The 26,184-nt window shown below is 60.1% G+C and carries 21 protein-coding genes; 1 reads left to right on the forward strand and 20 read right to left on the reverse strand.

From position 1 onward, the window contains the following. Window positions 1-22: 22 nt before the first annotated feature. From OHL23_RS05075 to OHL23_RS05145, 15 genes are all read right to left on the reverse strand, one after another. Window positions 23-994 carry a hypothetical protein gene (locus tag OHL23_RS05075; RefSeq protein ID WP_263350681.1) on the reverse strand — a complete coding sequence of 324 codons (972 nt, stop codon included), beginning with the start codon at window positions 992-994 and terminating at the stop codon, window positions 23-25. Window positions 995-1,054: 60 nt separating this feature from the next. Next, entirely contained in the window at window positions 1,055-1,549 is a 495-nt protein-coding gene (locus tag OHL23_RS05080; protein WP_263350682.1) for a hypothetical protein, read from the reverse strand. A 141-nt stretch (window positions 1,550-1,690) separates the two neighbouring features. Further along, window positions 1,691-2,125, reverse strand: coding sequence for a hypothetical protein (locus tag OHL23_RS05085; protein WP_263350683.1), 435 nt, complete (start codon window positions 2,123-2,125; stop codon window positions 1,691-1,693). A gap of 60 nt (window positions 2,126-2,185) precedes the next feature. Then, on the reverse strand, window positions 2,186-2,809 hold the full coding sequence (locus OHL23_RS05090) for a hypothetical protein (RefSeq protein ID WP_263350684.1): 624 nt from the start codon (window positions 2,807-2,809) through the stop codon (window positions 2,186-2,188). Window positions 2,810-2,960: 151 nt separating this feature from the next. Continuing rightward, the gene (locus tag OHL23_RS05095) at window positions 2,961-3,929 is read right to left on the reverse strand and encodes a hypothetical protein (RefSeq protein WP_263350685.1); all 969 of its coding nucleotides are present in this window, start codon (window positions 3,927-3,929) and stop codon (window positions 2,961-2,963) included. 163 nt (window positions 3,930-4,092) lie between these two features. Then, complete coding sequence (locus OHL23_RS05100; RefSeq protein ID WP_263350686.1) at window positions 4,093-4,518, reverse strand: hypothetical protein; 426 nt, start codon at window positions 4,516-4,518, stop codon at window positions 4,093-4,095. 282 nt (window positions 4,519-4,800) lie between these two features. Then, window positions 4,801-5,310, reverse strand: a complete 510-nt coding sequence (locus tag OHL23_RS05105; RefSeq protein ID WP_263350687.1) for a hypothetical protein — start codon at window positions 5,308-5,310, stop codon at window positions 4,801-4,803. Then, window positions 5,311-6,669 carry a phage portal protein gene (locus tag OHL23_RS05110; protein ID WP_263350688.1) on the reverse strand — a complete coding sequence of 453 codons (1,359 nt, stop codon included), beginning with the start codon at window positions 6,667-6,669 and terminating at the stop codon, window positions 5,311-5,313. Between the two features lie 171 nt (window positions 6,670-6,840). Beyond that, window positions 6,841-7,740 (reverse strand): DUF3037 domain-containing protein, encoded by a 900-nt coding sequence (locus OHL23_RS05115; RefSeq protein ID WP_263350689.1) that lies wholly within the window; start codon window positions 7,738-7,740, stop codon window positions 6,841-6,843. A gap of 91 nt (window positions 7,741-7,831) precedes the next feature. Next, on the reverse strand, window positions 7,832-8,653 hold the full coding sequence (locus tag OHL23_RS05120) for a HipA domain-containing protein (RefSeq protein WP_263350690.1): 822 nt from the start codon (window positions 8,651-8,653) through the stop codon (window positions 7,832-7,834). Window positions 8,654-8,793: 140 nt separating this feature from the next. Then, window positions 8,794-10,320 (reverse strand): terminase, encoded by a 1,527-nt coding sequence (locus tag OHL23_RS05125; protein WP_263350691.1) that lies wholly within the window; start codon window positions 10,318-10,320, stop codon window positions 8,794-8,796. A 143-nt stretch (window positions 10,321-10,463) separates the two neighbouring features. After that, on the reverse strand, window positions 10,464-13,832 hold the full coding sequence (locus OHL23_RS05130; RefSeq protein WP_263350692.1) for a beta strand repeat-containing protein: 3,369 nt from the start codon (window positions 13,830-13,832) through the stop codon (window positions 10,464-10,466). Window positions 13,833-13,997: 165 nt separating this feature from the next. Next, window positions 13,998-15,242: a hypothetical protein gene (locus tag OHL23_RS05135; RefSeq protein ID WP_263350693.1), complete on the reverse strand. Its 1,245-nt coding sequence runs from the start codon at window positions 15,240-15,242 to the stop codon at window positions 13,998-14,000. Further along, complete coding sequence (locus OHL23_RS05140) at window positions 15,209-18,469, reverse strand: glycoside hydrolase family 55 protein (protein ID WP_263350694.1); 3,261 nt, start codon at window positions 18,467-18,469, stop codon at window positions 15,209-15,211. Before OHL23_RS05140 ends, OHL23_RS05135 begins: the two co-directional genes overlap by 34 nt. Before the next feature lie 96 nt (window positions 18,470-18,565). Next, window positions 18,566-18,892, reverse strand: coding sequence for a hypothetical protein (locus OHL23_RS05145; RefSeq protein ID WP_263350695.1), 327 nt, complete (start codon window positions 18,890-18,892; stop codon window positions 18,566-18,568). 985 nt (window positions 18,893-19,877) lie between these two features. Here OHL23_RS05145 and dnaN point away from each other — a divergent pair. Further along, a complete protein-coding gene (dnaN, locus tag OHL23_RS05150; RefSeq protein ID WP_396127263.1) occupies window positions 19,878-21,074 on the forward strand; it encodes a DNA polymerase III subunit beta in 1,197 nt (398 codons plus the stop codon). 349 nt (window positions 21,075-21,423) lie between these two features. On the opposite strand, the gene OHL23_RS05155 is transcribed toward dnaN, so the two are convergent. The 5 genes from OHL23_RS05155 to OHL23_RS05175 all read right to left on the reverse strand — a co-directional run bounded on the left by OHL23_RS05155 (window position 21,424) and on the right by OHL23_RS05175 (window position 26,180). Further along, a complete protein-coding gene (locus tag OHL23_RS05155) occupies window positions 21,424-22,329 on the reverse strand; it encodes a retropepsin-like aspartic protease (protein ID WP_263350696.1) in 906 nt (301 codons plus the stop codon). A 163-nt stretch (window positions 22,330-22,492) separates the two neighbouring features. Further along, window positions 22,493-23,920, reverse strand: a complete 1,428-nt coding sequence (locus OHL23_RS05160; RefSeq protein WP_263350697.1) for a deoxyribodipyrimidine photo-lyase — start codon at window positions 23,918-23,920, stop codon at window positions 22,493-22,495. Between the two features lie 174 nt (window positions 23,921-24,094). Then, window positions 24,095-25,141 (reverse strand): Gfo/Idh/MocA family protein, encoded by a 1,047-nt coding sequence (locus OHL23_RS05165; protein WP_263350698.1) that lies wholly within the window; start codon window positions 25,139-25,141, stop codon window positions 24,095-24,097. Next, complete coding sequence (locus OHL23_RS05170; protein WP_263350699.1) at window positions 25,141-25,365, reverse strand: hypothetical protein; 225 nt, start codon at window positions 25,363-25,365, stop codon at window positions 25,141-25,143. The genes OHL23_RS05165 and OHL23_RS05170 overlap by 1 nt, the downstream gene beginning before the upstream one ends. Before the next feature lie 101 nt (window positions 25,366-25,466). Beyond that, a complete protein-coding gene (locus tag OHL23_RS05175; protein WP_263350700.1) occupies window positions 25,467-26,180 on the reverse strand; it encodes a helix-turn-helix domain-containing protein in 714 nt (237 codons plus the stop codon). Between the last annotated feature and the right edge of the window lie 4 nt (window positions 26,181-26,184).

Here is a 26,184-nt window from a genome sequence, read left to right on the forward strand (position 1 = left end):
ATGCGCAAAGCGCGCTAACTTGCTAACTAGCAGGCAAATAACTGCGATAACAAACCACCCGCTCCCCATCCAACGGATCGGTCACCGGCAGCGCACGGAAATCCCCAGCCAGCATCACCCGTTCCAGCGTCCCGCTCTGCTTCCCGGCAAGCGGACTCACCGCCTCCGCCGCACTCCCCATCGACTGCAATCGCGGATAGTGAAAGAAGATCCGCTCGCCCTGCGCACCCTCCATCACAAACAGCGCCGACCACTCCTGGAAAAAGCTCCCGCCCTCGCGATCCACAAAACCCGCGAGCGCCTGCACCTTCATCCCGGTCGCTGGAATCCCACCCGGCAAAGCGCCCGCAAGCGTCAACCCGGCCGGCGCGGACGTCGAAACCGACGCCACCGTCGCCACATTGAACGTCACCCGCCGCGCATAATCTACATCGGTCAGCGCCGTCTTCACATAGGCCCCTGAAACAGGCGACCCCACAAATCCCGTCTGTCCCGTGTAGTCCACATCCACAGACACAACCTGCCCCGCCGAGAACTGCGCCGCATCCGCGCTCGCCAACGGCAGCAGCGTCGCCGAAGCTCCGCTCTGTATGACCACAGCCGGAGCCGCCACGCCTCCATCCGCTTGAGGAGCAGAACCCGCCGCCGGCACCAGAAGATTCATATGCTGCGAACCCGTAGCGAGCGCCATCGTCAGCTTCGTCCAGCTCAAAAACTGAAAGCTAACCTGGGCATCCAACGTCTCCCGCGTCTGCTCCAGTACAGCAGCCGGTATCCCCGTCAGAATCGGCGCCGTCTTACTAGCCGCCTTGCGTGCGAAATTCCTGATCCATCCCAGCGAAACCCACGGCGCAGGCGGAGAATCCAGCGAAAACCGCCCCATCTCCGCCGGATCGAAGAGCACCGGCGTAGCCATCCCACGATTCACCGGCGCAAAATACCCCCGAACCCTCCTCACCACCGGAGCCGGAGCCAAATAAAAAGTAGCCGCCATCATCCCCCCACCAGACCCGCTAACTCGCCAATGCGCGAAGCGCGCCAACTCGCTAACTTGCTAACCAGCTAACTCGCTGCCTTCCTCGTAGCTGTAAACCACCACCCGCGCCGTCCTGCTCAGCCGGTCCCGAAGCGCCGTCAGCGGCCCAAAGACCGGCTCATCCCAAAAAACCTTTGTCAGCATCTGCGTCGCCGGTTGCGTCGCATAGTTGAACTTCGGCGTCCAGAACGGCGTCAGCATCCCGACCAGCTCTTCATCCATCTCCGAAAGAGCGCGCCCGCGATCCAATCCGCCAAAGCTCTGCGTCCCCAGCGTCGAATACAGCACCTCGCACTCCGCAGCCACCATCGAACTCGGCAGATCCTGGTCCACGCCCAGCCCCAGCCATCGCAGCACAAACACATCCGTCGGCAACTGCGCAAACGGAGCCTCCGCCTCTTCCACCAAAATCCCAGGCCTCAACGCCGAGCGCAGCAAAATCGTCCGCGCCGGATTGATCGCCACCAGTCGCGTCCGCAACGCCATATAAAACGAATCCTTCGCGTCCTGCATCCCGCTTTCCTCCGAACCCGAACCTGCTCGGGTGCCCCATCCTTGCCACGTCCTTTATGGCAAGGGTGGGATAACAAATGCGTTCCCAATTCGCGTACATCACGGACCGCATTTCTGTTCCCTATTCCCTGTTCCCTGCCTTCAAACCGCTTCCACCCCAGCCTCGCGCAGCAGCAGCCGATACAGATACACCTGCCCAAGCGCCTCACTCGCCCCAATCGACTCGATCAAATAGTTCTGCCCAGCGACAGTAACTCCCAACGTCATCGCAAACAGACTCTCTACCGAAGCCAGGTTCAGCGTGTTCGCACTTTGCTGGACTCCGGTAGCCGACAGCAGCAGTTCCCACTTCGACTCCCCGCCTTCTTTCCACGTAGGCCGAATCTTCCGCATCACAACAGGCGAAACCACCACTTCGGCAAAGTTCGTGGCAACCAGTCCAATCTCACTCTGGTCCGTATCCGGATTCGCCCCCGCCACCTGCAATGTCGCCGTCGTTCCCGCCACCGTCCGCAGCAGCGCATCCGTCAGCATCTGCGCCGCCGCAGTAGGATTCCGGCTAGCCGTATCGCTCATCGCAAACTCCTCATCGCCCGTTCCCTACTCCCTATTCCCTGTTCCCTGTTCCCTCGCCATTCACCCCAGCCGGTTCGCAACATACGGCCGCAGCCACGCCTGCACCGTTTCATCCAGCAGAGAGCTCGAAAAGTACTTCATCTGCATGGTGTCCATCTTCGTCAGGCTGGCATTCAGCGCCGGCTGTGCCTGCGCATTGCGCACAATCTGCGCACAGGCGCTGAGCACGTCATTCCCAATCACCGACAGGCCCGCCGTATATGTCACCTTCACCTCGTTGTACGGCAGCCCCAGCACATTCGATGGCAGCGTCAACTCGCCGGTATCCGTCGCATAGTCCACCGTGGTCGGATCAATCGTCGCCCACTCCCCAGGCAGCGAAAAGGCCAATGCCGCTTCAACCAGAGGAACAGCAACCATCTCCCCGCGCCGTGGCCTCCCATACCTCCCCTGAATCGAAACAATCGGCGAAGCAACCGCACCCAGCGGAGCCAGCGGCAGATAACTCAACAGCACGGTCTGCGACCCGCTCACCAGCCGCAGCCGCTCCTGGTACTGAATCACATTCAAATCCGGCCGACGACAAAACGAATTGATCAGCGCCGTGGCCGCCGCAATCCAATCCGGAGTCGTCCCCGCCGGCAATCCGTAACTCTCATACTGCGCAGGCAACAGATAAGCCATCGCACCCCCACCCAATCAAAGGTCTTGTCATCCTGAGCTCAGCGAAGGATCTGCTTTCCCCCCTCGCCGCAACCAATCCATACCGCCAACCTGCTAACAGAAGAGGCTCCCGCACGCGGGAGCCTCTTCGCCAACTCGCTAACTTGCCGCTCTATCTGTCCACCAGCACCTGATAGTGCGCATAATTCGCGCCCTTCACCACCACAGCACCAAACTTCACCGCCACATACTGCTGTGTCAGCGAATTCGGAAGCCCCAGCTCAAAGATCCGCGGAGTCGGATCGCCAAGCCAGTGGTACTCGATCAGGTCCTCCGTCACGATGTAAGCCGGCAACACCGCCGAGCCCGATCCCGGAGTTCCCGTATAGCTCAAACTCCAGTCCGGAATCAGCGGCAGATCTCCAGCCTGCGTCGAAAGCATTTTGACCCTGACACCGCCCGTGATGTTCTCCGTGTTCAACACCACATTGAACTCGGTCTTCATCTCGCGGTCGATCAAGTCCAGCAGCACCGGATTGGCATAGATCGCGCTCGGCCTCACCTGATAGCCGTTGTTGGCCACCATCTGCGCCACAGCCGATTTCAGCCCATCGACAATCGACGCAGTCGTAGCGATCGTCGTGGTCTGGCCGCCAGCAGCAATCTGTCCGGCCACGCCGAAGTATTGCATCGTAGTCGGCGCGCTCAGGCTGGTGTCGTTGCCGTTCCACAACGCCACATCGTGCTCCACCATCAGCCCGCTGACAGTGTCAGCAAGATCCTTGGCCTGCAGATAGGCAAACTGCTGCTGCTGGTGGCCCAACTCCACATCGAACAGGTTGTAGTTGATCTGCGAAACCAGCGCCTTCAGCGGCACACTACGCTCCACGCGAGTCGGCGAAACCACCGTCGGTGAAATGCTGCGTGGATTCACAAATCCTGCCGAGCCAGGGTTCGGAATCGCCGTCTCCTCAAAGAACCGCGAAGGATGCCCCGTCGCCGGAACCTGTTTGATGCGCTGCCCAAACGGGCTCGAACGACGGCAGATGTCGAAGATCTCCGTCTGATACAACGGAACTTCAATCGCACCAGGTCCGATGTAGTCAGCGGCCGCATGGATGTCCGCAAATCGTATGTTCATAGATTCCTTCTGCCCGTTTTCCCCGGCGCCAGGGTTAGTCGGAGACAAAAAATGCCCCAGCAGCCAGATCCCAAACAGCAGATCCAACCACTGGGGCTTCTATCCCCACATTCAAATTCGAGCTTCCAGGTTTTAGCTGAAAGCTAGCAGTTAGCGGCTGCCCTCAGGCCATCGCCCCGGCGCGCCGCAACTGGCTCTTCACGGCAATCCGCTGTTCCAGGCTCAATCCCGTGAGAGCTGCATCCAGCGTCCTCACATCCACGGCGCCCTCTCCAATTCCGTGCTTGGCCAGCATCTCAGCCGTAGACGAAGGCATAGTCCGCCGCAACGGCTGCAAAGCCTTGGGAAACTCATTCCCGGCCGATGCCGCGGCCCGAAGCTCCGACAGCTCCCGCTCCACCTCCTGCAGCTTCGCGAGCAACTCCTCTTCCCGTCGCGTACTCTCCACCGTCGCCGAAATCCTCTCCACCTCGCCGCTCAGTTCGCGCTGCCGGTCATCCAGCCAGCCCAGCGTCCGCTCCAGCAACGTCGCAGCCGCCTCCAGCCGTTCCACCAATCCCTTGCTCTCTTGCACTCCGATCGCGTCCATCTATCTACCTTCCCTCTCTGAGAAGCCACCAGCCAGCTTCCCTCGCACTCTACTTCGTCATCGACTCTCGGATCCGAATCTCCATTACTCCGGCGAAACTTTCGTAATCACTCTTGCACTATCCGCCGCACCAAAGACGTTGAAAAGCCCACATTCGTGGGATTACGAGTTAGAAGTGTTAGATAACTCCGCTAACTCATCCCACCAATGGGTCAGAATCCGAACTCCAGCCCAGGCCGGTCACTCAGCGAAAGCCAATCAAGCCAACGATCAAGACTGCAATCAGGCCACGGACTGGGCCAGTCGAAAGCTCGTGGCCCGATAAGCCGCCTTGTCCCGTAATAGGATTGCCGCCCCGGTAAACGTCGCCCGCGTCAGCTTCCACACCTCGTCCCGCATATCCGCTACCTGCGCATCCGCTAACTCATAACTCATCCCCATCGACTCCGGCGCGGAAGCCCGTATCTCATCCGTAGCCTCGGGAAAATCCCGCCCGTACAGGTAACCTTTCACCAACAGCCGCCGCCCCACCACATCCGCCTCGGTAATCAGCCCAATCTTGCGCTTCGCATCGTGCCCATCCCAACCCGGCCGATAATCCACAGCCATCCCCAGCAGCGACGGCAACGCCTGCTCCGCCGCCGCCCGAGTCAGCACCACCCTGTGTCCCCTCGCACCCGCCGGAGCCCGATCGCTGGCCGCATCCACCAGCGTCAACACCCCCTCAAAGTCCACCCGGTTCGGGTGCCCCTTGACCGGAGGAAACTTCACCGCCATCGCCTCTACGCGCATTCACTCTCCCTGAAGTTCCGCCACCGTTGGCAACTGCACCGCAAGTCCCGCACGTTCGAGTCCGTGTGCCTTAGGTCCCGACTCTGAGACTTCGGACCGCGATGCCGCCTCAATCGGCCCCAACCCCCGCATTGCCCGCACCTCATTCACCGTGTAAACCCCCGCCGCCAGCAACTGCACCTGGATCGCCAGCTCCGTGTCCTCATCCCGGGCGCTCAGATCGTTAAAGACAAACTCGAACTCCCTCCACCCAATGCACTTCGAAAACAAATCCCGGGTAATATGCTCCGCAATCAGCTTCGCCAGCGGCTCAATCGCCCCGCGAAACGCCTCATCCGCCAGCTCCGCCGCCGTCGACCGGTTCACATCGCCTTCCAAACCAAGCAGCAGCGGCGGCAATCCAAACGCATTCGCCACCATGCGAATCAGAAACTGCTGCCACGCCAGCCTCAGATCCGCATCCGTCCCCTGAGCAAAGCGCAGAACCTCCGGCTTCTGTTCCGTCGAAATCAACGGCACTCGACCCGTGCCCTCAATCTCGTCCTGCCACCACCGGATCACCCGCTCATGCTGCGCCGGAGTCGCCTCATTCAGCCAAAGTGCATACTGCACCACCGAATTCGCCGCCAGCTTCCCCGCAAACCGGTGCGCGCTCAAAAACTCGTTCACCGTCTCAAACGCAACCTCCAGCGGACCCAGCCCAAACGGCGTAAAGCTTCGCGGATTCATCCGCAGATAGATCAGCTGGTCATCCCGCAGCGGAACGGATTGGCCAGAGACCGGATCTGGAATCTGCCCCGGCATTACCTGCAAATACCGCGGCGAATCGGCCGTCCCGTCCCACGCCGCATTCACCCGGATCGTCGCCCCATCCACCGGCCACAACTGCGCCGGCTGCATCGGGTCGCCCGTCGCCTCCATCTCAATCGCGCCATACCCGCCCGTCAGCGCATCCTCGATCGCCTGCTCCAGCAGCGTTCGAAAGCTGTCCGTGGCATTCGGCTCCTCCAGCGTCCTGCGCAGCGCCTTGAGCTTCCTCTGGAGATAACCAACCTCCTCAGCCGCCGCTCCACGACGCACCCGGACCTGCCAGTCCATGGCCACAATCCGGTCCTTGATCACATTGATCGCCCGCCGCACCACCGGCGTCTCCGCAAACCGCCGCAGATTGGCCTGCGTCGGCTTGGGCAGCCCCGAACCATTCAACCCAGGCCCGAAACCCGACCCATACGGCGTCAGAATCGAAGGCAACGCCAAAGTCCGCCGTCGCGCCAGCTCCGCCCCGGCCTCCACCTCAACCGGAGGCTCATCCTGACCGGTCACCCACCGAAAAACCGCCCGCACTCGCTCCGCAACCATCCAGCCCACCCTCCCCAATCCCTGCCGCAAAAGAAAAGAGGCACAGCCGAACCCGGCCATGCCTCCAAACTCGAAACAATCCCGCTAACAGAAAAGGCTCCCGAAAACGGGAGCCTCTCAGCTAACCTGCTAACTCGCTACGTTGCGAAGCAACGCCAACTCGCTAATCAGCTATACCCTCAACTCCCGTCGCGCCGTCTCCGCCACGCGCCCCAGATCCGCCGTAGTCAGCACCCGAATCCGCCGCTCCTCCATCGTCTCCACAGCAAACCGGTAAGCCGCCAACCGCTCCGAATCAAGCTCAAACTCCTCTTCGCCAACGGGCCTTTGTCGTTTCCCTGTTCCCTGTTCCCTATTCCCTATTCCCTGTCTCAACGGCTCAATCACCGCCGTCAACTCCAGCGCAGCCTTCTCCACACGCTCCACCCCGGCAATCAAACCCGGCGCAGAAAACGCCAGCGCCTTCGCCGTCTCCAAACCGGAACTCAGACCGGTCCCAGAAGCAGCCTCCAGGCTAACCGCCTGAAACATCCGGATCAATCCATTCGGCCGATACCCCAGATCAATCCGCAGTGGATCACCCGGCCGCGTGTACTGCGAAGCCGCAATCCTCTTCCGCAGCAGATCCCACACCCCGGCCCGCTCAAACTCCGTCCGCATCTGTGCCTGAATCGCCGCCCGCCCCGAAACCCTCGAAACCCGCTCCCGCTTCAGCGGCTCCACATACATCCGCATCAGCTCCTCGACGCCGGTCTCAACACTTTCCGCCAGATACGCCTTCGCCCGCGTCATCTGCACCGAATTCGAAAAGGAATCCTCCAGCACATGCATCAGATTCCCCTTAGGCTCCTGCTGAAACCGCCGCCGAAGTTCGCTCTCCAACCCCTCCAGCATCCCGGTATCCGCTTCCGGGTCCAGACATCGCACGCGCCGCCAGTCCGAAGTAAATCTCACCGCAGCCACCGGCCCTGAAACTTCGCGCAAAATCACGCCAACATGCACGAACTCGTTCCGCACCGGATCAGGCACATACCGGAGCAGGAAAAACTCGCACTCTCGCCGTGAATTCATCAAAAACCGCCTCCAGGCTTCAGCTCCCAGCTAATAGCCAGAAGATAACAACTATCCTGACATCGTAACGCCGCCGCAACCTCTCGGAACCCTACATCACCAATCTTTTCCCCATCCCCACCCATTTTGGAAACGGCTCACGCCCTGAGCGTCCAAACTCCTCCACCAGGTCCCGGATGCGCCCTCGCCGCAACAGTAGCGTCTCCACCAGCGCTTCCAGTTCACTCATGTCCCCCCCATACCACTCCGGAGGAATCTCCTCCGCCGCGCCCCACACCACCGCCGGATCCATCGTTTCCATCCGCGTCAGCCACGGCTCAAAACTCGCCCATCCCGTCACCGGCGTATACACCAGGTTCCGCGGATACACCCCGCGCAGCGGAGCATCCTCAAACCGCCACTCTCCAGCATGAAAGCAATACCCCTGATCGATGAAGCAAGCGCTGTACTTCCGTTCGCGCGTCTTCCTCGAAAAGACCGCCTGCCGCCCATTGGCATTACCCGTCCACTTATCCAGGCAAAGCATCCCCGCAAACTCGCGCAGGTTCCGAATCTCCCCCAGTTGCTCCTCCGGCAGATAATCCACTACCTGCCCCGGCATCAACCCGCCCACATACCGCGCTCCAAACTGCAGCCCCGCCGCGCATCGTTCCCGCCGCTGCCCCAGATCCACCTCAAGGTCCGGCGTATGCTCAATCAGCCACTCCGAAACCTCCACCACCGCCGTCTCGGGAACCGTCAGCCCCGCCGAAGCCGCCAGTCGCGTCGCCAGCATCTCATTGGCCAGCACCCTCCGGTGCTGCGGGTTGTTCTGAAACTTCACAACCCACAGCTGCCCATCAGCTCCCAACATCAGGTGACCCTGCGCACCGCCCCGCATCCGCCGGATCTGCTGAACCGCCAGTACAGCCAAGTATCCCGCCCTCAACTCACCTTAAAAGGAACTAATATCCGGATTCTACCCGACCGGCCCATAATTCCACGCAAGCTCTCAGCACCCTTATTCAAAGAGTTTGCAGAGATCGAAGCTAACTCGCCAACGCGCGAAGCGCGCTAACTTGCTAACCCGCTCACTCGCTTCCTTAACAACTCCGCCCGCGCCGCCAGCCCAATCGCAAACGCCATCACCCGGTCATCATGCGCCCCGCTCTGCGCCCCAACGCCGCCATTCGGCAGCCGCACAAAACTCCGGCACTCCGCCAGCAGCTTCCTGCTCTGAAACACCTCCGGCGAATCCGCCAGCGCCAGCGCCATCTTCGCCAGCATCTGCGGGCGACTCACCGAAGTCGTCAGCAAACCCGGCTTCCCATCCTCCCCGCCATAAACCCGCAGATACCCCTTATCCTTCAGCAATCCCAGCTGCTCGGCCCCATGATTGTTCCGTTCCACCACCAGCCATGCCGTCCCATAATCCCACGCAATCTGCCGCGAAAGCTCCATCAGTTCCAGGCCGCCCACATGCCCGGCAAACTCCGCACATTGCATCCCGGTCTCGAGATCCAGCACTTCAATCGCCGAATAATCCCCTTCAGTCCCTCCGCCCGCCGGATCAACCGCCACCACATACCATCGCCCCGGCATCGGCGGCAGCCATACCTCAAACTGTCCATTACGCCTCCGAACAAGTGGCTCGGAAACCGCGTTCAGCCGCTTCTCAACCGCCTCCAGCTCAAAGTACGACTCCCCGCTCGCCCGGAAGCAAGTCTCCTCATCCTCCGCAAACTCCTGCCGCGCCAACCCCTGCAGATTCGCCCGAATCCCCCGCCGATACCCGATCTGCGCCAGGTCCAGCCCCACTCCCGGCCGCGTCATCAACTCCGTCTCTTCTTCCGTCAGCGAATCCACATCCACCGGCGCAGCGCGATATTGCTCCTCCATCCACCACGGGAAAAAATGCCGCACCATCCCGGTCTCATCCGCCCGCCGCCACTCGTCGTAAAAACACCCCTGCGCCCCGTTTGGCGTCGACTCCAGCACCAGCTCTCCCGCCGGAGCCAACCCCGCCCGCAACCCGGCCAGCACCTCCACAGCATCCACCTGCCATCGCGAAACCTCCGAGCAATGCAGATTCTGCACCGTCATCCCGCGCCCCGCGTTCCGGTCCGCCGCAGACACCACCCGATACTCCGAATCGATCTCCGGAAACACAATCTGCCGCACATTCGATTTCGCCGTCTTCAACGCTCCAGCCCTTAATCCCGCCGGCAGATGCTCCACAAACCGATGGACAATTCGCAGAATCTCCTCCGCCGACTCCTGCGTATGAGCCACCTGCAGCGTCAGCGTACCCGGCCGCGTTATCGTCTTCAGCAGAAACCGCCCGGCAACCCAAGTCGTAAGCCCCATCTGCCGCGCCTTCAGGACAATATTTCCCATCCCGCGCCGCCGCTCAAACTCCCGCTGCACCGCATTGGCCTTCAACGGATAAAGCAGCCCATCCTTTCCCCGAACCCGCAACAGACTTTCCGCCAGAAACACCCCGGTGCTCTTCCCCACCAACCGCTCCGGCTTCCGGTCCAGTAACCTTCCCAGAATCTCCAACTCCTGCCGGTCAACTACCGCCCCGCTCTTTCCAGGCACGCCCGTAACCCCCTCCAAACAAAACCGGCAATCCCACCCTCTGCGATAACGCAAAGAACCAGAATTGCCGGCAGTCCCAAAACTCCCGCTAACCTGCTAACTCGCCAATGCGCGAAGCGCGCTAACTAGCTAACTTGCCAACATCAGTTTCCCCCGCACCAATACCGCACCGAATAGGCCGTCCCAGCCCCAAGCACAGCATTCGCCGTGAGCGTCAAAGAAGTAGTCGACTCACTCCACCCCACGCTGCTCACCAGCCCCGTCCCAGCCAGTTGCACGCTCACCACGCAGTTCGCATCGTTCGTATGAGAATTCGGAAAGCTCAACGTCCCCAGCGATCCAACCGTCAGCCCCGTCCCCGTAGTCAGCGTCACCGTCCCGCTCACCCCGTCACAGACGTGCCCCGCAGCGCACACCATCGTCGCGCCACTGCCTGCGGCAGAATTGGCAGCCATCGTCATCGTCCCCGACCCCATCGCAAACCTGCCCGACAGGAACCCGTTCGCAGAGACATTCCCGCCACCCGTCACCGTCAACTCAGCCGTGTTGTAGTTTGCCCCGCCCCCATACACAATCAACCCGCCCGTGCCACCAGTTGAAGTGTTATTGACCGTAACAGCACCAGCCGCTTGCGAGTCGAGATCGGTTCCTCCGTTCACATACGCCTTGAAGACACGCGCAGGCGTAGTGGCATTCGCGTTCTGAATCGTAAGGGCGGTTGTACTCGGCTCAACCTCCCACGCTTCAATCCCCCCGGGATAGAAATTCAGCTGCCCCCATAAGCTTTCGTTACCCGAGCCATCAATCGTGGCCACCGTAGATTCGGCCGTTCCACCGCTACCGAACACAACTCCGCCAGTGCCGGCATTATTCGACCCATTCAGCACCACCGCGCCCGTCCCAGCCGCATTCAGCACCGTCTGGTTGTTCGTTCCACCCGAGGTCGTAATCTCCGCAACCGCATTCGGAGCCGAAGTCTGATTCGTCCCCGTAAAAGCCACCGTGGGCTGCGTCGTATACCCGCTCCCGCCAGCCGTCATCGTGACGGACGCAACCGTGTAACCACCCGAGCAGCTCAGCGAAGAAGTAGCCGCCATCACCGCTGTCGCCGCGGCACCCGATCCTCCGCCACCAGCAAAGCTCACCACCGGGGGAGTCGCAGTCGAATAGCACCCGCCATTGTTCACAATCACATTCGTAACAGTGTCCGCCGCCGCGCTCAGGTACTGCCCAACCGAAAGCCGGTTCACATTGTTCAGCAGATCCGTGATGTTATAGAACTGCTCTCCCGACGTCCCATCCCCGAGTCCCGTCTCCCACCTGTAGCCAAAGTCCGTCTGGTACTCATTCAGGAGCCCGCGCTCGTTGCCATTCCCCAGCCCCAGCCGCAGATGATTGGTCACCGTCGCATCCTGCTGGCTCTGATACCAATCCCCCTTCATCCCGTTAAACGTCCGATGAAAGCTGTCCAGAAAGCTGTTCCGAGTTCCGTTATCGGTCAGCGCCCCGGTAAACATCGTTCCGCCGCCAACCCACGAGTTGTAAGAACTCCCCTGATCCGCAACAACCTGGCTCGTAGAATTCTCATTCCGCAGCCCGGCAACCGTGTTGTTCTGCGCATTCGGCCCCAGATGCAGAGCCGTCGAGCATCCCTCCACATCACCGCCCGTAAAGGTGTTCCCATCCCCCTGCTGCAGATTGATCCCATACGTTCCCGCAACCGGACCACCCCCACTCGTAGGGCAGTCAATATGCAGCCGCACAAACGTGCTCGCATTCATCCAGTCCGTCGTCGCTGCATTCGCAACCTGGTGCCCGATCCCATCCACAGCCGTCTGAAATCCGTTGAATTCCAGGTCATAGAACGTTCCACCCGTGTAATTCCCCGTCCCATCCAGCACCAAACCTGTCTGATTCGAATTCCCCAGGAAGTACAAGCTCTCCAGATCCAGCTCCTGCGTCCTGTAAGCCACCAGCCCTTGCGTCGTGGCACTCGAAGAACCCGTGGTGTTGATCACCACATCGTCCAGATGGAATCCCATCGTATCCGCCGCATACGTCGGATCACCCACCTGCACCGCCGCACCAGTCCCCGAATACAGCAGCACCGTCCCGCCCTGGCTTCCGCTAGCAGCGCTTGCCCCGCGCAACCCACAGCCTTTCAGAGTCACGTTGCGCACACCCGCTGGCACCACAAACTGCCCAGTCGTGGCAATCGTCGCGCACGGCAGCAGAACCGTCGTATTCGGCGTCGAAATCGTCACCGAAGCCGCCATATTGATCGGCCCGGTAAAATTCCGCGCATCGCAGATGCCGCCATAAGGGGTGCTCAGCCCAGCAATGCAAGCCGATAGCTTCGCCCCGATGTCGCCGCCAGCAAACTGATCCACCTGATACACGCCGCCAACCTGCTTGCCAGTAAGCTCACCCGCAAACGCGCTCACCGACGCATTCAAACTCGCGCCGCCCAGGTTAGCCAGTGCCTGCGTGGCCGTCGTCGCACCCGTTCCGCCATTGCCAATCCCAACTGCACCCGTCGAGATATTCCCCGCATTCAACCCCGTGAGATTTCCCCCATAGAAGCTCGGCGCCGTCTGCCAAACCGGCTCATTCGCCGCAGCACCCGTACCCGACTGCACCAGCACCGCCTGTGTCGTCGTCGAGTTCCCCGGCAGCCGCGAAGGATTTCCATTGACATCCCCCACCACCAGGTCACCCTCGCTCGTCGTCAAAGGAGTTGTCGCCGTCGGCGTTCCTCCGCTGGCCGCCGGCGTCGCGCTTGCCTTCGCCCCGCCCAGCAGGAACGCGTAATACGCGCCGGCCGGATAACTCTGCGCCGTCGTCGACGGATTACACGCCGTCAGCGACATCGTGTTCGCCGCAGTAATCGTCCCGCTCATCTGCAACTGCCCCACAGTCGACGGTGCCTTCACAAATAGCACCCCATCCGTAGCCGCAGCGTTCGGCAGCGCGATCCCCGGAACCGTCGCGCACGTCTGTCCCAGTACCGTCCCCGCCGCAATCGAAAACGCCTGTTCAGCAAAGTCCGTCACCGGCAGCGTCCCGTCCGCACTTGAAATCAACCCCGGCCGAACGCGCAGCCCCGGCATTTGTACCGCAGTCGTTCCACTGAACCCCGGATACCCGTCGTTCTCCATAACCAGGTATCGCGGCATCGTTCCCCCGCTGGGGTAAGTGCCTTCAACGGCCCGAGTGCACCACTCATCCTCGTACCCCCCATTCAGACCGAGCATGCAAAGCTCACCCGAGTCCTCGCTCGTCACACCCTGCGGCAAGGAAGTATTGGAATATGCAAGAATCTGCCTGCTCGTCGACACAGGTTGCGTCCGTGGTGACGTGCCCGGTGTTGCCAGGCTCTCCGTGCTCGTCAGGCCTATCCGGAAGTCTGAAAGCTCTTTTGCGGCGCTCACCTGCTGCGGCTCGGCTACCGCCTCCAGCGCCGCGCCGCCTCCGCCGATACTCTTTGCCCAGATATTCGAAAAACCGTACAACAGCACGTTTCCCGGAAGCTGGGCATTCACGTTGTCATACGGGCTCGGACAGCTCGTCGAACCATAGCTTCCGAATGCCCCGTTCCCGTCGCAGTACCCGACATTCTCCGTACCCAGCCCGTCTATAACCCAGCTACCCGCGGACGTCGCGATAATCGGATAGTTCTAAGTCCCCTTCACGTTCACGTTGTGGACAATAACCCCCAGCACCGGCCGGCCATATCGCGAATAGGTCGCAAACACAACGTGGTAAATTCCGCGCCACATCGAATCCGTGATCAGCCCCAGATTCGCCAAGTCCTGATCCGTCAGCCTCGTCTGGTTGTCCCCCACATGGAAGAAATACGTGTTGAACCACGTATCCAGCGCGTTTTGCGCTACCTGAGACTGGCTCTGCGTCCCCCAATTCAGTCCATAAAACACGACCGAGTCCAGGCTCGTCGCATCGCCCAGATTCTCCGAATTCAGGAACACTCCGCCGCTCGTGCTTGTCCACGGCGCGCGCGTTCCCCACCAACCTCCAACAACAACTCCCGCCTCGCCGTTTTGAATGAACAATTCCCGAAAGCTGTCGTACTGCGACGAACCCGCAAGCACAGCAACTCCCACCGTGTTCATACTCACTCGCTCCCACCGCCAGTAGGCCGCTCCCCTCGTGGCGGCGCCAACAAACGCCCTGTTGATGTTGATGTCATACAGATTCCACGAAGAAATCGGCCCATCCGATCCGAAGACCGCAAAGAAGGGCGCACTCATCGTGTACGTCGGTAATCCCGCCACTCCAGTCGTGAACCCGGAGACAATCGTCGCCCCATTGCCGTAGATCGTCAGCGGAGTTGCCTGGGAACTAGGGATGCGAATCGCATATCCCAGATACCCCGGCGTCTCCGGCGGCAGATTCGTGCATGGAGCCCCGGCGCATGTATCAGTGCTCGGAGCCGTGCCGTCATCCCATGCCGTCTGCATGTATCCCGTAATCGTGCCGATGTAGTACGTCTTGCCCTGCGTTAGCGTCACAGACCCGGCGTGCGACCCGTTCCCCGTCGCATACTCGATCGCATTGTTAAAACACTGCGTATCGTCCGTCACGCCATCCGCCGCGCAGCCAAAATCATCCACCCGCACCTCAGCGGAGTAGCTCGTCACCCCTCGTCTCTGGTCCAGCACCGGAACCGGAGCACTCGCCGCCGGAGGCGGAGCCACCGATATCGCCGGACAGCTCGTATATCCCGATCCGCCATTCGTCACCGTGTAGCTCGTCACCTCCCCGCCCGAGACATTAGCCGTCACCGCAAGTCCAGCCCCGGTCGAACTGCTGACCGTGACAGCCGGTGCACTCACGTACCCCAGCCCCAACTGTCCGGGCTCCACCCCAGTCACAACACCCCCTGCGTCGGGTCGTACACGCACAGCGCCGTCGCCGTCATCGCCGGAGCCTGCGCATAGCTCCCCCCGGATGCAATCGAAGCCGTCCCCGGCGGAATCAGCGCCGACGCAGAAGTAGAGACACAATTGGCGACACTGCTCGCCAAAGCGCAATTCGTCGTTCCATTAATCTCCGGAGCATTCAATGCTCCCGTCAATGTTCCGCCGCCAATAGGCGGCGCACCGCCGCCGTTCACAATCTGGCTGGCAACCTGCGAATCGACATACTGCTTGTTCGCAGCCTGGTTCGCCGCAGTTGGCGCATTCGCAATCAAAAGCTGCTGGAAAGCCGGCACAAACGACACCCAAGCCGTCTCGACATTCGTCGTCACACTCGGAGCAAGGGCCGCCGCCGCCACCGGATTCCCCTGCGTAGCCAAGTCACACGCCGAATTCCCCGTAACCGTGTTGTACGGAATCCGGAAGACCTGCCAACTAGTCGTAAGGCTCACCGTCTGATCCGCAAACACGCAGCTTGTACCACCCGAGCCTGATCCAGTCGATCCCGTCAGTCGCAGTTCCTGAGTAACCGCCACATCAGCCTTGGCAGCCACTTCCCACGTTCCCGAACCCACCGGAAATCCATTCCCAAGCACCAGCGAGTTCCCAACGCCCCGCAGCGTCCAGGCCCCTGACGTATCCCAAGCCCCACCCAAAGCCTTCACATACGACCCAGTCACCGGAGCAGTTGAATCCTTGCCAAACAGACTTCCCGCCGCCACAGTCTCGCCAGTAGGCGAATAAAGATCCGCCGCCGAGAAAAACAGATCGTTCAGGCTCGAAAACGCCTGATTTCCCGAGCCAGAGACCGTCCCGCCTCCAAGCAGCGCAAAGTCAGCCGAAACCGTTCCCGCAGCCTGCCGCGCCGGTTCCAGATTTCCCTGTCCATACCCCGAAGCGCTTGTCTGCGCCACCGTATTCCCCAGCCCGTTATCCAGCAAGGCTCCTGGCGCCAACCCAAGCTGCTCAAACCTGTTCGCCGACCCCGTATAGCCATTCGCGACACTCGTAGGCTCCTCGCCAGCGCCCACCACCAGCGCCGGATAAGTCGCGCTCGAAGCAGCCAGCGTCCCGCCTCCGCCCAACTGCATCCCAATCGTCCGCGAACTCGCAGCATTCCAGACCGTATACCCGCCATTCCCCTTCAGCAGGTTCCCGCCAACAAAAACTAGGTCCTTCCCAGCGACCAGGTTCACCGGCTTAGCAGGAACCCAAGTCCCCGGTGCATTCACCGTCGCCACAGTCGTCGTCGAGCAGCCCACACCACCCGCCGTAACGGTGACAGCGCCCACCGAACCATCCCCATTCAGCGCAGCAGTCGCCGCCGCCGTACAACTACCTGAAAATGCCAGCGGCACGGAGACGCCATAAGCTTCAAATCCCAGCCCATGCTCCGGCCCCACCGTCACCGACGTCACCGCACCGCCCGCGGCATTCACCGTCAACTTCGGCTGTACCGCCACCCATTCCGGCAGCACTGCCGCATTGCGCACCGTCCACCCCGACTGCGCACCCGTCCCCACTCCGGCAAGATCCAGCACCAGACCCGTCGGAGTCTCGCCCGTAGCCGCGGAGTTCCACGCATTCACCGCCACGCCATCGAGAACATTGTTGTTCCCCACAGCCATGGCAAAGCCATGCACCGCTTGAATCGTCAAATTCCGCCAGTGGTTCGAATCCGCATTCAACCCCGCCGGCACCGTAGAAACCAGCGCCGGCACAGCAACACCCGTCCCCACTCCGCGCACGTCGATATTCCGAAACTCGCTCGCCTGCGGCCACTGCCCCAGATAAAGCCCGCACGTATGCGTCGAACTCGCCTGCGTATACTGCGCGAGCGGATCGGCCCCGGTAGTCGCAATCGCCACGTTCTCAATCTCTGCCGCCTTCAGTCCATTCCCGCCCGCACCCGTCGCCGCCGACATCGCAATCGCGCAGTTTCCAATCGACCAGGCCGCGCCCGTGCCCGCAATTCCGGTCAAACCATTGCCGCTCGGCGACAGCACCGAATTCGCAACCATCGGCCGGTTCACACCGCAGCTTCCCGCCGCAGCACGACCTTCCGCCGGCGAACACGAAACATCCACGCTCTGGTCCACATAGATCGTCAGATCATGCAGCCTCGTATGGCTCAGCAGACCGGTCGCGTCCGTTCCCGTCGAAAGCACATCCTCGCCCGGAAAACCCATCAGCGCCGAAGCCTGCACCCCTTGCCCGCCAATCGACTCCAGATGCCACGTCAACTGGTGCGTCTTGCAAACCCCCGCCGGCAGCGTCAGCGCAACAGCATGACCCGCCGCAGCCTGTGCCTGGACAAAGTTGATCGCCGCCTGCAGCGCAGCCGTATCATCCGTAGCCCCGTCGCAAACCGCTCCGAACTCCTTCACGCTCCACGCATGTTGCTGCGCCCCGGTCGCACGCATATCCTCCACACGCACCGCGCCAGTATTCGTGAACGTATCCGTGCCGGTGTAGTTCGGCGGCACCATCATCGATCCGCCCGCCGACGCCGCAGCCGTCTCCGTAGCCTGCAAAGTCGACTGCGCCGATCCGGCCTCCGGAGCAAACACCCCATTCATCGACTCGGCATTGAGGGGCCCAAGAATATTCCCGCCAGCCAGCGAAAGCTCACTCGCCGCCGACTCATCCACGTAATGCTTGTCCGCCGCCATCAGCGGAGTCGTCGGATCTCCCGACAAAGTCAGCGGCCCCGTCATCGTTCCGCCGCTCAGCGGCACATAACCGCCGGTCCCGCCGCCGCCTCCACTGATTGCTGCAATCGCCTGGTCCACATACGCCTTGCTCACCGCCTGCGCAGCCTGCACCGACGCCAGCGTCGCCGTCGCCCCCGCCGGAACCACCCAGTACTGCGTGCTCACCGATCCGTCCGAGAGTTGAAACACCGCCGTATAGTACTCGCCCGCCGGAGTAGCTCCAGCATTCGGCGCAAGGTTCACGCTCAGGAACCCATCCGCGCCAATCGTCACCGCCGTGCTCCCAGCCGCCACCGACTGGTTGGCAGCCGTCGTGAACGCAGGCCAGCTCACCAGCAGAGTTCCAGAGCCCGGCGCGCCATTCGCCAGATACACCGTCCCCTGCACCGAAGTCGTGGTCACCGACTGGGCCACAATCCGCCAGCCGCCCACCACCATCGTCAGCAGCCAAACCAACCCAAACCCCGCCCAGCGCCCAGTACGCAACCAAGTCTTCATAGCAGTCATTTCCTCCCGTCCGGATTCCCAACACAACATCAGCCGCCAGCCGCCGTCCCTCGCCGGTAAGCGAGAACCGGAAGCCAGCGGCCAAAACTATTCCCTATTCCCTGGTTCTAGTTCCAGTTCCTTCCAGAGCACCTCGGCCAGACTCGGGTGCGCCTCCAGCGAGGCCACATCCTCGTCCCCCGGACCGTCCGCCAGATCAAGCAGCATCTTGGCGCTCGGCAAATGATTCCCCTCGATGTTCTTCACCAGGCAAGTCATGATCTTCGGCATGTTCTCGTCCAGCGTTTTTTCTGCTGCTTGCTGTAGCCGCTTTCTCACCCCGGTCCGACCATTCTCCGGATCAGACCGTGCCTTGGCTCCCTCCGCGCCAACAACCTCCGGCGCGGTTCCTTGCTCTTCTTCCGCCTCGGCCATCGCACCGCCATTTGTCGAGCAAATGTCGCGAAATGCCCGACATGAGTTCCCCGCAAACGAAAACAGGGAGCAGCGCTCCAGCGCCACTCCCCAATCCCATCCGCGATTGTTCCTAGACTACCCGTCCACCCTCAAATTCCCCGCAAATCGGTGAAATACTCCTAAGCTATTCAAAATAAACAATCTATAAACCAACCCCCACGAATCGATCCTTGACAGCACCAGCAGAACTGAAAAATAAATTGCCCAACGCCCAGGAGCAGTTGTCCCCCGGGTAGCCGGGCATCCACCGCTGCCCAGCTATCCTTGCGGTAACCCACTTTTCCACTACCCCGCCAAACCCTGTGCAAACTGTGGACACTCCGTTCCCGTTGCAAATCCCGTCCCCACTTGACCCGCATCAATCCAAGCTCAAACCCTGCTTTCCACCCCTCTTACCCAAAAATCCACATCCCATTTCCGCCTCGCTGTGGGAACGGTGCATCCTCCGGTACGCATTTCACCCCTGTTTTCCCACCTTTCCACTTGCCCTCAATTCCACAGGCCAGTTTTCTAAAACTCGTCCCAATCCCAACCCCAGACTCAACAACAAGATCCGCCAGATTTCCACTTTTCCTTCCGCAACGGGTACTACGGCGGGGCTAAATAACTCTTTGTTCAATTCTTTTCCGTAACCCGTCGCATCTCCCGCTCTACCTCTCGCAAAACCAAATCCGGGTGCCCCATCCCCTACCCAAAATTTGATGGCGCTTCATCCCGGCATGGGTGGGATCAACCAGTCTTCGAACGCCAACCCCAAATCCCCGCTTTTCATCGGTTCAAGCCGAGTTTTCCACCTGGCCCAAACCTTGCTCTTGCATACAATCAAGGCAGGCCAACCGCGCGTTTTCACTGCATACCCCTGTGGTGTAGAGTGGCATCACGCCCAAAGCGCGAGCGGCCACAAGTCGCAAAGCAACTTCTGACGCAGGAGAGGAAACAAATCATGCCAGGGCTGGGATTCGAAGAAATAGACGTTGTGACCACCGCACCTTCACAGGGGGCTGTAATGGAAATCACCGTAACGCGCCAGGACTTGCTCAAGGAACTTACCGCAATCCAGTCCGTTGTCGAACGCAAGACCACCATCCCCATCCTCTCCAACTTCCTCGTCGAAGTAACCGACGGCGCCGAAGGCGGCCAGATCAACATCACGGCCACCGACCTCGACCAGGCCATCCGCACCTCCGCCAAAGCCAAGGTCAAGAAAGCTGGCTCCTGCACCATCCCCGCGCGCAAACTTTACGATTACGTCAAGCTCCTCCCCGACGGCGAAATCTCCCTCAAGCTCCTCGACAACCACTGGGTCCAGATTCGCTCCGGCCGCTCCAACACCAAGATGGTCGGCCTGGGCCGCGCCAACTATCCCCAGGTTCCCGAGCTGCCCACCGTAGCCTCCGTCAAGATCCCGGTAGCCGTCCTCAAGACCCTCATCGCGCGCACCATCTTCTCCATCTCCAACGAAGAATCCCGCTACACCCTCAACGGCGCGCTGCTCATCCTCAAGGCCGAATCCATCGCAATGGTAGCCACCGACGGCCATCGCTTGTCGTTCGTAGAAAAGCCCGAAGAAACCCTCGATGGCGTAAGCGGTGAAAAGCGCATCCTCATCCCGCGCAAAGCCCTCGCCGAGCTGCAATCGCTCCTCAACTCCACCGAAGCCGAACACGTTGAGTTCGCCGACGACGATCTCTGGCTCTTCTTCCGTATCGGCCATCGCACGCTTTCCAGCCGCAAGCTCACCGGCCAGTTCCCCAACTACGAAGCCGTCATGCCCCGCGACAACACCCGCTTCGTCGTTGTCCGCTGCGCCGAGCTATCCGCCGCCATCGGCCGCGTAGCCCAGTTCGCCGACGAGCGCAGCGGAGCGGTCCGCATCAAGATGGAACAGAACGAGCTCAAGATCACCGCTCAGTCCAACGAATCCGGCGAATCCGAAGACTCCATCGAAACCCCTTACACCAGCGACCCGCTCGTAGTCGGTTTCAACTCCAGCTACATGCTCGACTTCCTCAAAGCCATGGGCAACGAAGGTGAAGTGCGCCTCGAATTCAAAGACGGCCAGTCCGCCGGCCAGATGCGCCCCGAAGATCCCGACGCCGAATACAAATATCGTTATGTTTTGATGCCAATGCGCATCTGACGCATCGAATACGCGGAAGAGGGAAAAATCCGCACTCGGCTCGCCTGTTTAAGTCAGATCAGCTAGGTGCGGATTCTCTTTTTCCCGGGCTATGGCCCAACGGGAGAGATAACATGAACATCTTCATGATTCTCGGGATTAGTTTATTTGCTTTGATGGGAATCGTAGTCCTCGTCTTTTCCTGCCTACCCTCCCCAATGGTCAATAAGCTGATGCGCCGATTCAAAACCACCCGCTGACGAATGGCAAGATAAGTAGGATTCTGTAGAACCCAACAGCCCACGCCTTCGCTGTTGTCGTTGTCTTTGCATTTCTGTCTGTCATTCCCGCAGGGAATCTGCTTATCTAGTCACCCCTCCAACCAAACCCGCATTCCCTTCAAATCCATCACCACCACCGAGTGCTCCAGCAGCGCATGGCCCACCGTCCCATCGAACATCCCATCCGGCAAATGCACCTCCGGCCCCGCAAAATACACAGTTGCATCTTTAGCCAGCACCCGGCCCTTAAACGCCTCGGCAGTCGCCACAGATGTCATCATGTCCACTCCGCCATCGGTGTACTTGATCCTCTCTTTTTTCGTGGACCTTGCCTCCTCAACCAACCCCAGCTTCTCCACCGAAGTCGGATAAATCAGCATCGTCCCACTGAACAGTGAGTCGATCTGCGCTGTAATAGCCTTCCCATTGACCGAGAACCCGGTAGCCACCAGAATCGGCGGCCCGTGCTTCCCAAACGTCGGAGTCGTCAACTCCCCGCACTGCCCCGGACACTGCACATCGCCCGTCTGGAGATCCGAAAACCGAACCTTCCGCCCCACATAATCCATCTCCAGCATTCGCCCCTTGAAAGCCGTATAAGCCAGCGACCCATCGGATTTAGGCATCTGATCCTTCGACATATACGCCGCCAGATCCATTACCAGCACCTTCACGTCGCCCAGTCCCGCATCGCCTATCTTCAAACCACTCAAGACCGCCCTTCCGTATCCCGGGACTTGCTTGCCATCCGCTCCCTTCACCGGCAAAACTTCAAGTCCAAGGTTCTTCGCCACCTGAGTATCCAGCACCGAGCTAACATCTCCGGTATCGATCAGCATCTTCAAATGCTTCCCGCTCGCCAGCGTCACATCCACGCATGGCAATCCAGAGCAATCCAGCATCGCCCCGCCCCGCATCTCCGGCATCTGCGCCCTTGCAGGCAACAAGCCGCCAGCAGCCAACGTCAACACCAGCAGCAATCCAAAAGGCCTCATCCGTCACCTCGACCGAAGAATTCAATCTCAAGAAGAATTCAATCTCAAGAAGAATTCAATCTCAATTCGACGCCAACAGGCCCCAATCAGCACAGACCACTTCTCATATTTCGACCATGCCACTAGAGCATTTACGAACCCAGGCGGCTAACTCGCCAACCCGCTAAAGCGCGGAACGCGCGCCAACTCGCTGCTGTTCGATATACCGCTTCGAATCAAACTTCTTTCCCGTAGATTCCCCCGACATATACCGCACTAACCCAAACACCGGCCGGTCAAACCACGGCCGATCATGCTTCCCCACTATCGCCCAAGCAATCCCCGCATACCCATTCGGATCGCGCCCATCCAGCTCATAGCGATCATTCAAAATCACCGCGCGCTCAAACGCAGTAGCCACATCCGGCGACCACTCTAATATCTTCTTAGCCCAATACATCCGCATGTAGTTATGCATCCAGCCATCGCGTACCATCTCCCGCTGCGCCGCATTCCATAACTCGTCATGCGTTTCGGCGCGTTCTAACTGCGCGAGCGAATAACTCCAGGGCCGCTTATCCCCGGTATGTTCCGTCAGAGTCTTCTTAGCCCATGGCTCCGCGCACTCCCAATTGTCATAGTTCGGGTTGTATTTGCAAAACAAAACCGCCAGTTCCCGCCACCCAATCAACTCATCCAGGTACTTATCGCAGACTTCCTTGCCAGCCTTCCCGCGCGCCTCCACATCTCGTACCGCCAATGCAATCGTCAACGGCGAAATATGCCCATAGTGCAGATACGGCGACATCTGGCTTGTCCCGCAAATCTCCGGATGATTCCTCGTCTCGTCGTAGTCCTTAAGTTGCGTATCGGTAAACTCCTTCAACCTCCGCAACGCAGCCTTTGTACCGCCGACAAAAGCATCGACAGGCCCCACCGACCGATCCAACTTATCGAAGCCAAGCGTAATATCCGCCGCCAGGTCATAACTCCGCAGCTTCAGGTTCCACTCATGACTCACATCGACCTTTTCAATCGGCTTAAGAAACTCCGGCAACTGCGCATGCAACTTAGGCCGAAAGTGATGCAGCAGCACAAAGCTCTTCTCAAATACAGCCGAAGGCACAACGACATCCGCATCCACAGTAAGAAAAGGTATCTTCAGCTTCTTGGCCAAAACGCTCCGCCACCGCTCTGGCTCGCGGCAGACATTCTCATCGCCCACCACCATCGCCGCCCCAACCTCTTCAAGAAACGCCTCCAAAGTATCTCCATCCGAAGGCCGCCGAATCACAAACCCCACCCCGCGCTTGCGCATCTCTTCAGCCACATCATGCAATCCCTGCTGCAAGAAGTAGTAATGCCTCCAATTCGAATTCGGATAATTCGGAATCACGGAGAAATAAGCCACCACTGGCAACCCCAGCGAATTCCCGCAGGCAACAGCAATCTCCAGCGCCGGATTATCGATGGCTCTCTGCGCCCGCTGAAGCCAATAAACCACGCACCTGCCATCCCTGCGAGGCTCACCACCGCGACGTACCGTAACCCGCTTGGCAAACCCAACGTCAAGCGCAATCCCCGCCAGCACCTCTGGCAACTCACCAGCCATCCATCCCTCCAAACCCGACCCAATCCTACCCACCAAAGCTTAGTCCCAAAAGCGAAGGGCCACCGTCTCCGGCAGCCCCTGTCTTTCCGTGAAAGTCAGCTATCACCTGTTAGCGCACTCAAAGCGTCTCCAGTCTTTTCGCTAACTTGCTAACTCGCCAAAGCGCAAAGCGCGCTAACCCGCTAAAAAGAAATCCCCAATCCCAGTCTTCCCCGCATGTTCCACCATCGCCCGCTGTATCTCGAGCGCCAGCGCCAGCGCCTCGCGTCCCTGCCTCGCCGTAACCCGCGGCTCGCGCCGACTTCGCACCGAATCCAGAAACGAGGCAATCTCCAGCTTCAACGGCTCTCCTGGCGTCACCTCAGGCTTGGTAAACGAAAGTCCCGGCAACCCCTCCTGAAATCCGCTCGCGGCCCCGAGCGCCATCGCCTTCTCAATCGAAAACTCCGGATCAATCGCAATCACCAGCAGATCCCGCCGCGCATAATCGATGGAAACATACTGCCGAGGCTCAAAAAACCGAAGCTTCCTCACCCGCTCCGTCGAAACCCGCGAAGCCGTAAAGTTCGCCACACACCCCGACTCAAACTCCACCCGTACATTTGCAATGTCCACCTTGGGCGAAAGCACCGGCAGCCCCACCGCCCGCACCTCGCGCACAGGAGACTTCGCAAACGTCAGCACAATGTCCAGATCATGGATCATCAGATCCAGCACCACATCCACATCCAGCGACCGCGGCGTAAACACGCTCAACCGATGCGCCTCAAAGAACATCGGCCGCGTCAGCTTCGGCTCAATCGCCAGCACCGCCGGATTAAACCGCTCCAGATGCCCCACCTGCAATATGCGCTCATACTTCTCTGAAAGCGCAATCAGTTCATCCGCCTCCGCCAGCGTAGCCGCCAGCGGTTTTTCGACGAGGCAATCCACCCCAGCCGCGAGCAACTCACCGGCTATCGCATGGTGATACACCGTAGGCGCCGACACCGAGGCCGCATCCAGCTTCAGATCTGCCTGCAGCGCGTCCTCCACCGAAGCAAACACCGGAACGTCGTACTTCTCAGCAACTTCCGCAGCCCGCTCGTCATCCGGCTCAATTGCGGCCGCAAGTGTTACACCTTCCGCAGCCAGCTCTTGGTATACCCGCAGATGATTGCGCCCAAAGGCGCCAGTTCCGGCCACGGCGACCCGCAGTCCGCGACCTGCAGAACCGTCCACTAAGCCTTCCCGCCCTTGCCGTTCACCACCGTCAGGCAGCGTCCATACAAGTCCAGCAGCTGATTCACCTGCTCCTCCGGCTTGGGCGCAGCCGACCCACTGAAGCCCGTCGAAGGCACAGCAGCCCGTCCAAACCCGGTCGATCCAGCCACAAACTTCAGCAAATCCAAAGCAATATCTTCGTTACGGCGAGCACCGCTTCCACCATTTCCTACCGATTCCATGCGTTCCTCCAAAGCCGATGCTACCAAATGCCGCGAACGCCAGAATAGTCGACCTCGCCGCGCAATCATTTTGCCACCAACTCCAGATCGCCAGCCCGAGATCAAAGGCGGTTGACCCCCAGCACAACCCGTCCAGCCAGCAAATCGTTCGCCGTTTCTCCCGGCTCCGCTTGCAGCACCTCAGCCTTCACCTTCGCCTGATAGGCCCGCAACACCACCCGCTCCCCTTGAAACTGCGCATACCGCACCACCAACTTCGATCCCACTCGCGCCGCATACAGGTTCGACTCATCCTCCCGGTAAGGTTGAAAGGAAGTATAGTGCCGGTCCAACAACACTACCGCATCCGGCTTGATCAACGGCTCCATGGCACGCGCATCCTCCGCCGAAATCCTGATTGCCACGAACCTGTCCCACTGCCTGCGCGCGCTGGAACACCGAGCCCTCAATTCTTTTACCGCCTCCCCCGCAAATGGCAGCATCTTGATCGTGCTGCTCGGGCGAATATAAGGGTCCATCATCGCCACCACATGCTCCACCAGAGGAATCCAGACTACGGCCTCGATCTGCTCTTCGTTCAATACCCCGGAAGCCCCCCGGCGCGAAGGCAGCAGATCCTCAATCTGCAGCCGTTGCGCCGTCATAATCTTCTCCAGCGCCTTCAGGGTTATTCCTTTCTTGCCATGCAGAAAGTTTGAAATGTGTGGCTGACCAAATCCCGTTTGCCGCGCCAGTTGCGAAACACTAAGCGTCCCCCGCTCGATTCTGCGCAGCAGTTCGAGACGAACTCGTTCTTGAAATTGGGACAAGTCCATGTGG

The sequence above is a fragment of the Acidicapsa acidisoli genome, assembly GCF_025685625.1.
In the GTDB taxonomy this organism is placed as follows: domain Bacteria; phylum Acidobacteriota; class Terriglobia; order Terriglobales; family Acidobacteriaceae; genus Acidicapsa; species Acidicapsa acidisoli.

What these genes read in the sequence shown, in the direction of transcription:
- OHL23_RS05085 (WP_263350683.1), bottom strand. Translation starts at nt 2,125, where the DNA reads ATGAGCGATACGGCTAGCCGGAATCCTACTGCGGCGGCGCAGATGCTG.
- OHL23_RS05095 (WP_263350685.1), bottom strand. Translation starts at nt 3,929, where the DNA reads ATGAACATACGATTTGCGGACATCCATGCGGCCGCTGACTACATCGGA.
- OHL23_RS05175 (WP_263350700.1), bottom strand. Translation starts at nt 26,180, where the DNA reads ATGGACTTGTCCCAATTTCAAGAACGAGTTCGTCTCGAACTGCTGCGC.
- OHL23_RS05155 (WP_263350696.1), bottom strand. Translation starts at nt 22,329, where the DNA reads ATGAGGCCTTTTGGATTGCTGCTGGTGTTGACGTTGGCTGCTGGCGGC.
- OHL23_RS05075 (WP_263350681.1), bottom strand. Translation starts at nt 994, where the DNA reads ATGGCGGCTACTTTTTATTTGGCTCCGGCTCCGGTGGTGAGGAGGGTT.
- dnaN (WP_396127263.1), top strand. Translation starts at nt 19,878, where the DNA reads ATGCCAGGGCTGGGATTCGAAGAAATAGACGTTGTGACCACCGCACCT.
- OHL23_RS05160 (WP_263350697.1), bottom strand. Translation starts at nt 23,920, where the DNA reads ATGGCTGGTGAGTTGCCAGAGGTGCTGGCGGGGATTGCGCTTGACGTT.
- OHL23_RS05145 (WP_263350695.1), bottom strand. Translation starts at nt 18,892, where the DNA reads ATGGCCGAGGCGGAAGAAGAGCAAGGAACCGCGCCGGAGGTTGTTGGC.
- OHL23_RS05110 (WP_263350688.1), bottom strand. Translation starts at nt 6,669, where the DNA reads ATGGTTGCGGAGCGAGTGCGGGCGGTTTTTCGGTGGGTGACCGGTCAG.
- OHL23_RS05105 (WP_263350687.1), bottom strand. Translation starts at nt 5,310, where the DNA reads ATGCGCGTAGAGGCGATGGCGGTGAAGTTTCCTCCGGTCAAGGGGCAC.
- OHL23_RS05080 (WP_263350682.1), bottom strand. Translation starts at nt 1,549, where the DNA reads ATGCAGGACGCGAAGGATTCGTTTTATATGGCGTTGCGGACGCGACTG.
- OHL23_RS05115 (WP_263350689.1), bottom strand. Translation starts at nt 7,740, where the DNA reads ATGAATTCACGGCGAGAGTGCGAGTTTTTCCTGCTCCGGTATGTGCCT.
- OHL23_RS05170 (WP_263350699.1), bottom strand. Translation starts at nt 25,365, where the DNA reads ATGGAATCGGTAGGAAATGGTGGAAGCGGTGCTCGCCGTAACGAAGAT.
- OHL23_RS05140 (WP_263350694.1), bottom strand. Translation starts at nt 18,469, where the DNA reads ATGAAGACTTGGTTGCGTACTGGGCGCTGGGCGGGGTTTGGGTTGGTT.
- OHL23_RS05100 (WP_263350686.1), bottom strand. Translation starts at nt 4,518, where the DNA reads ATGGACGCGATCGGAGTGCAAGAGAGCAAGGGATTGGTGGAACGGCTG.
- OHL23_RS05090 (WP_263350684.1), bottom strand. Translation starts at nt 2,809, where the DNA reads ATGGCTTATCTGTTGCCTGCGCAGTATGAGAGTTACGGATTGCCGGCG.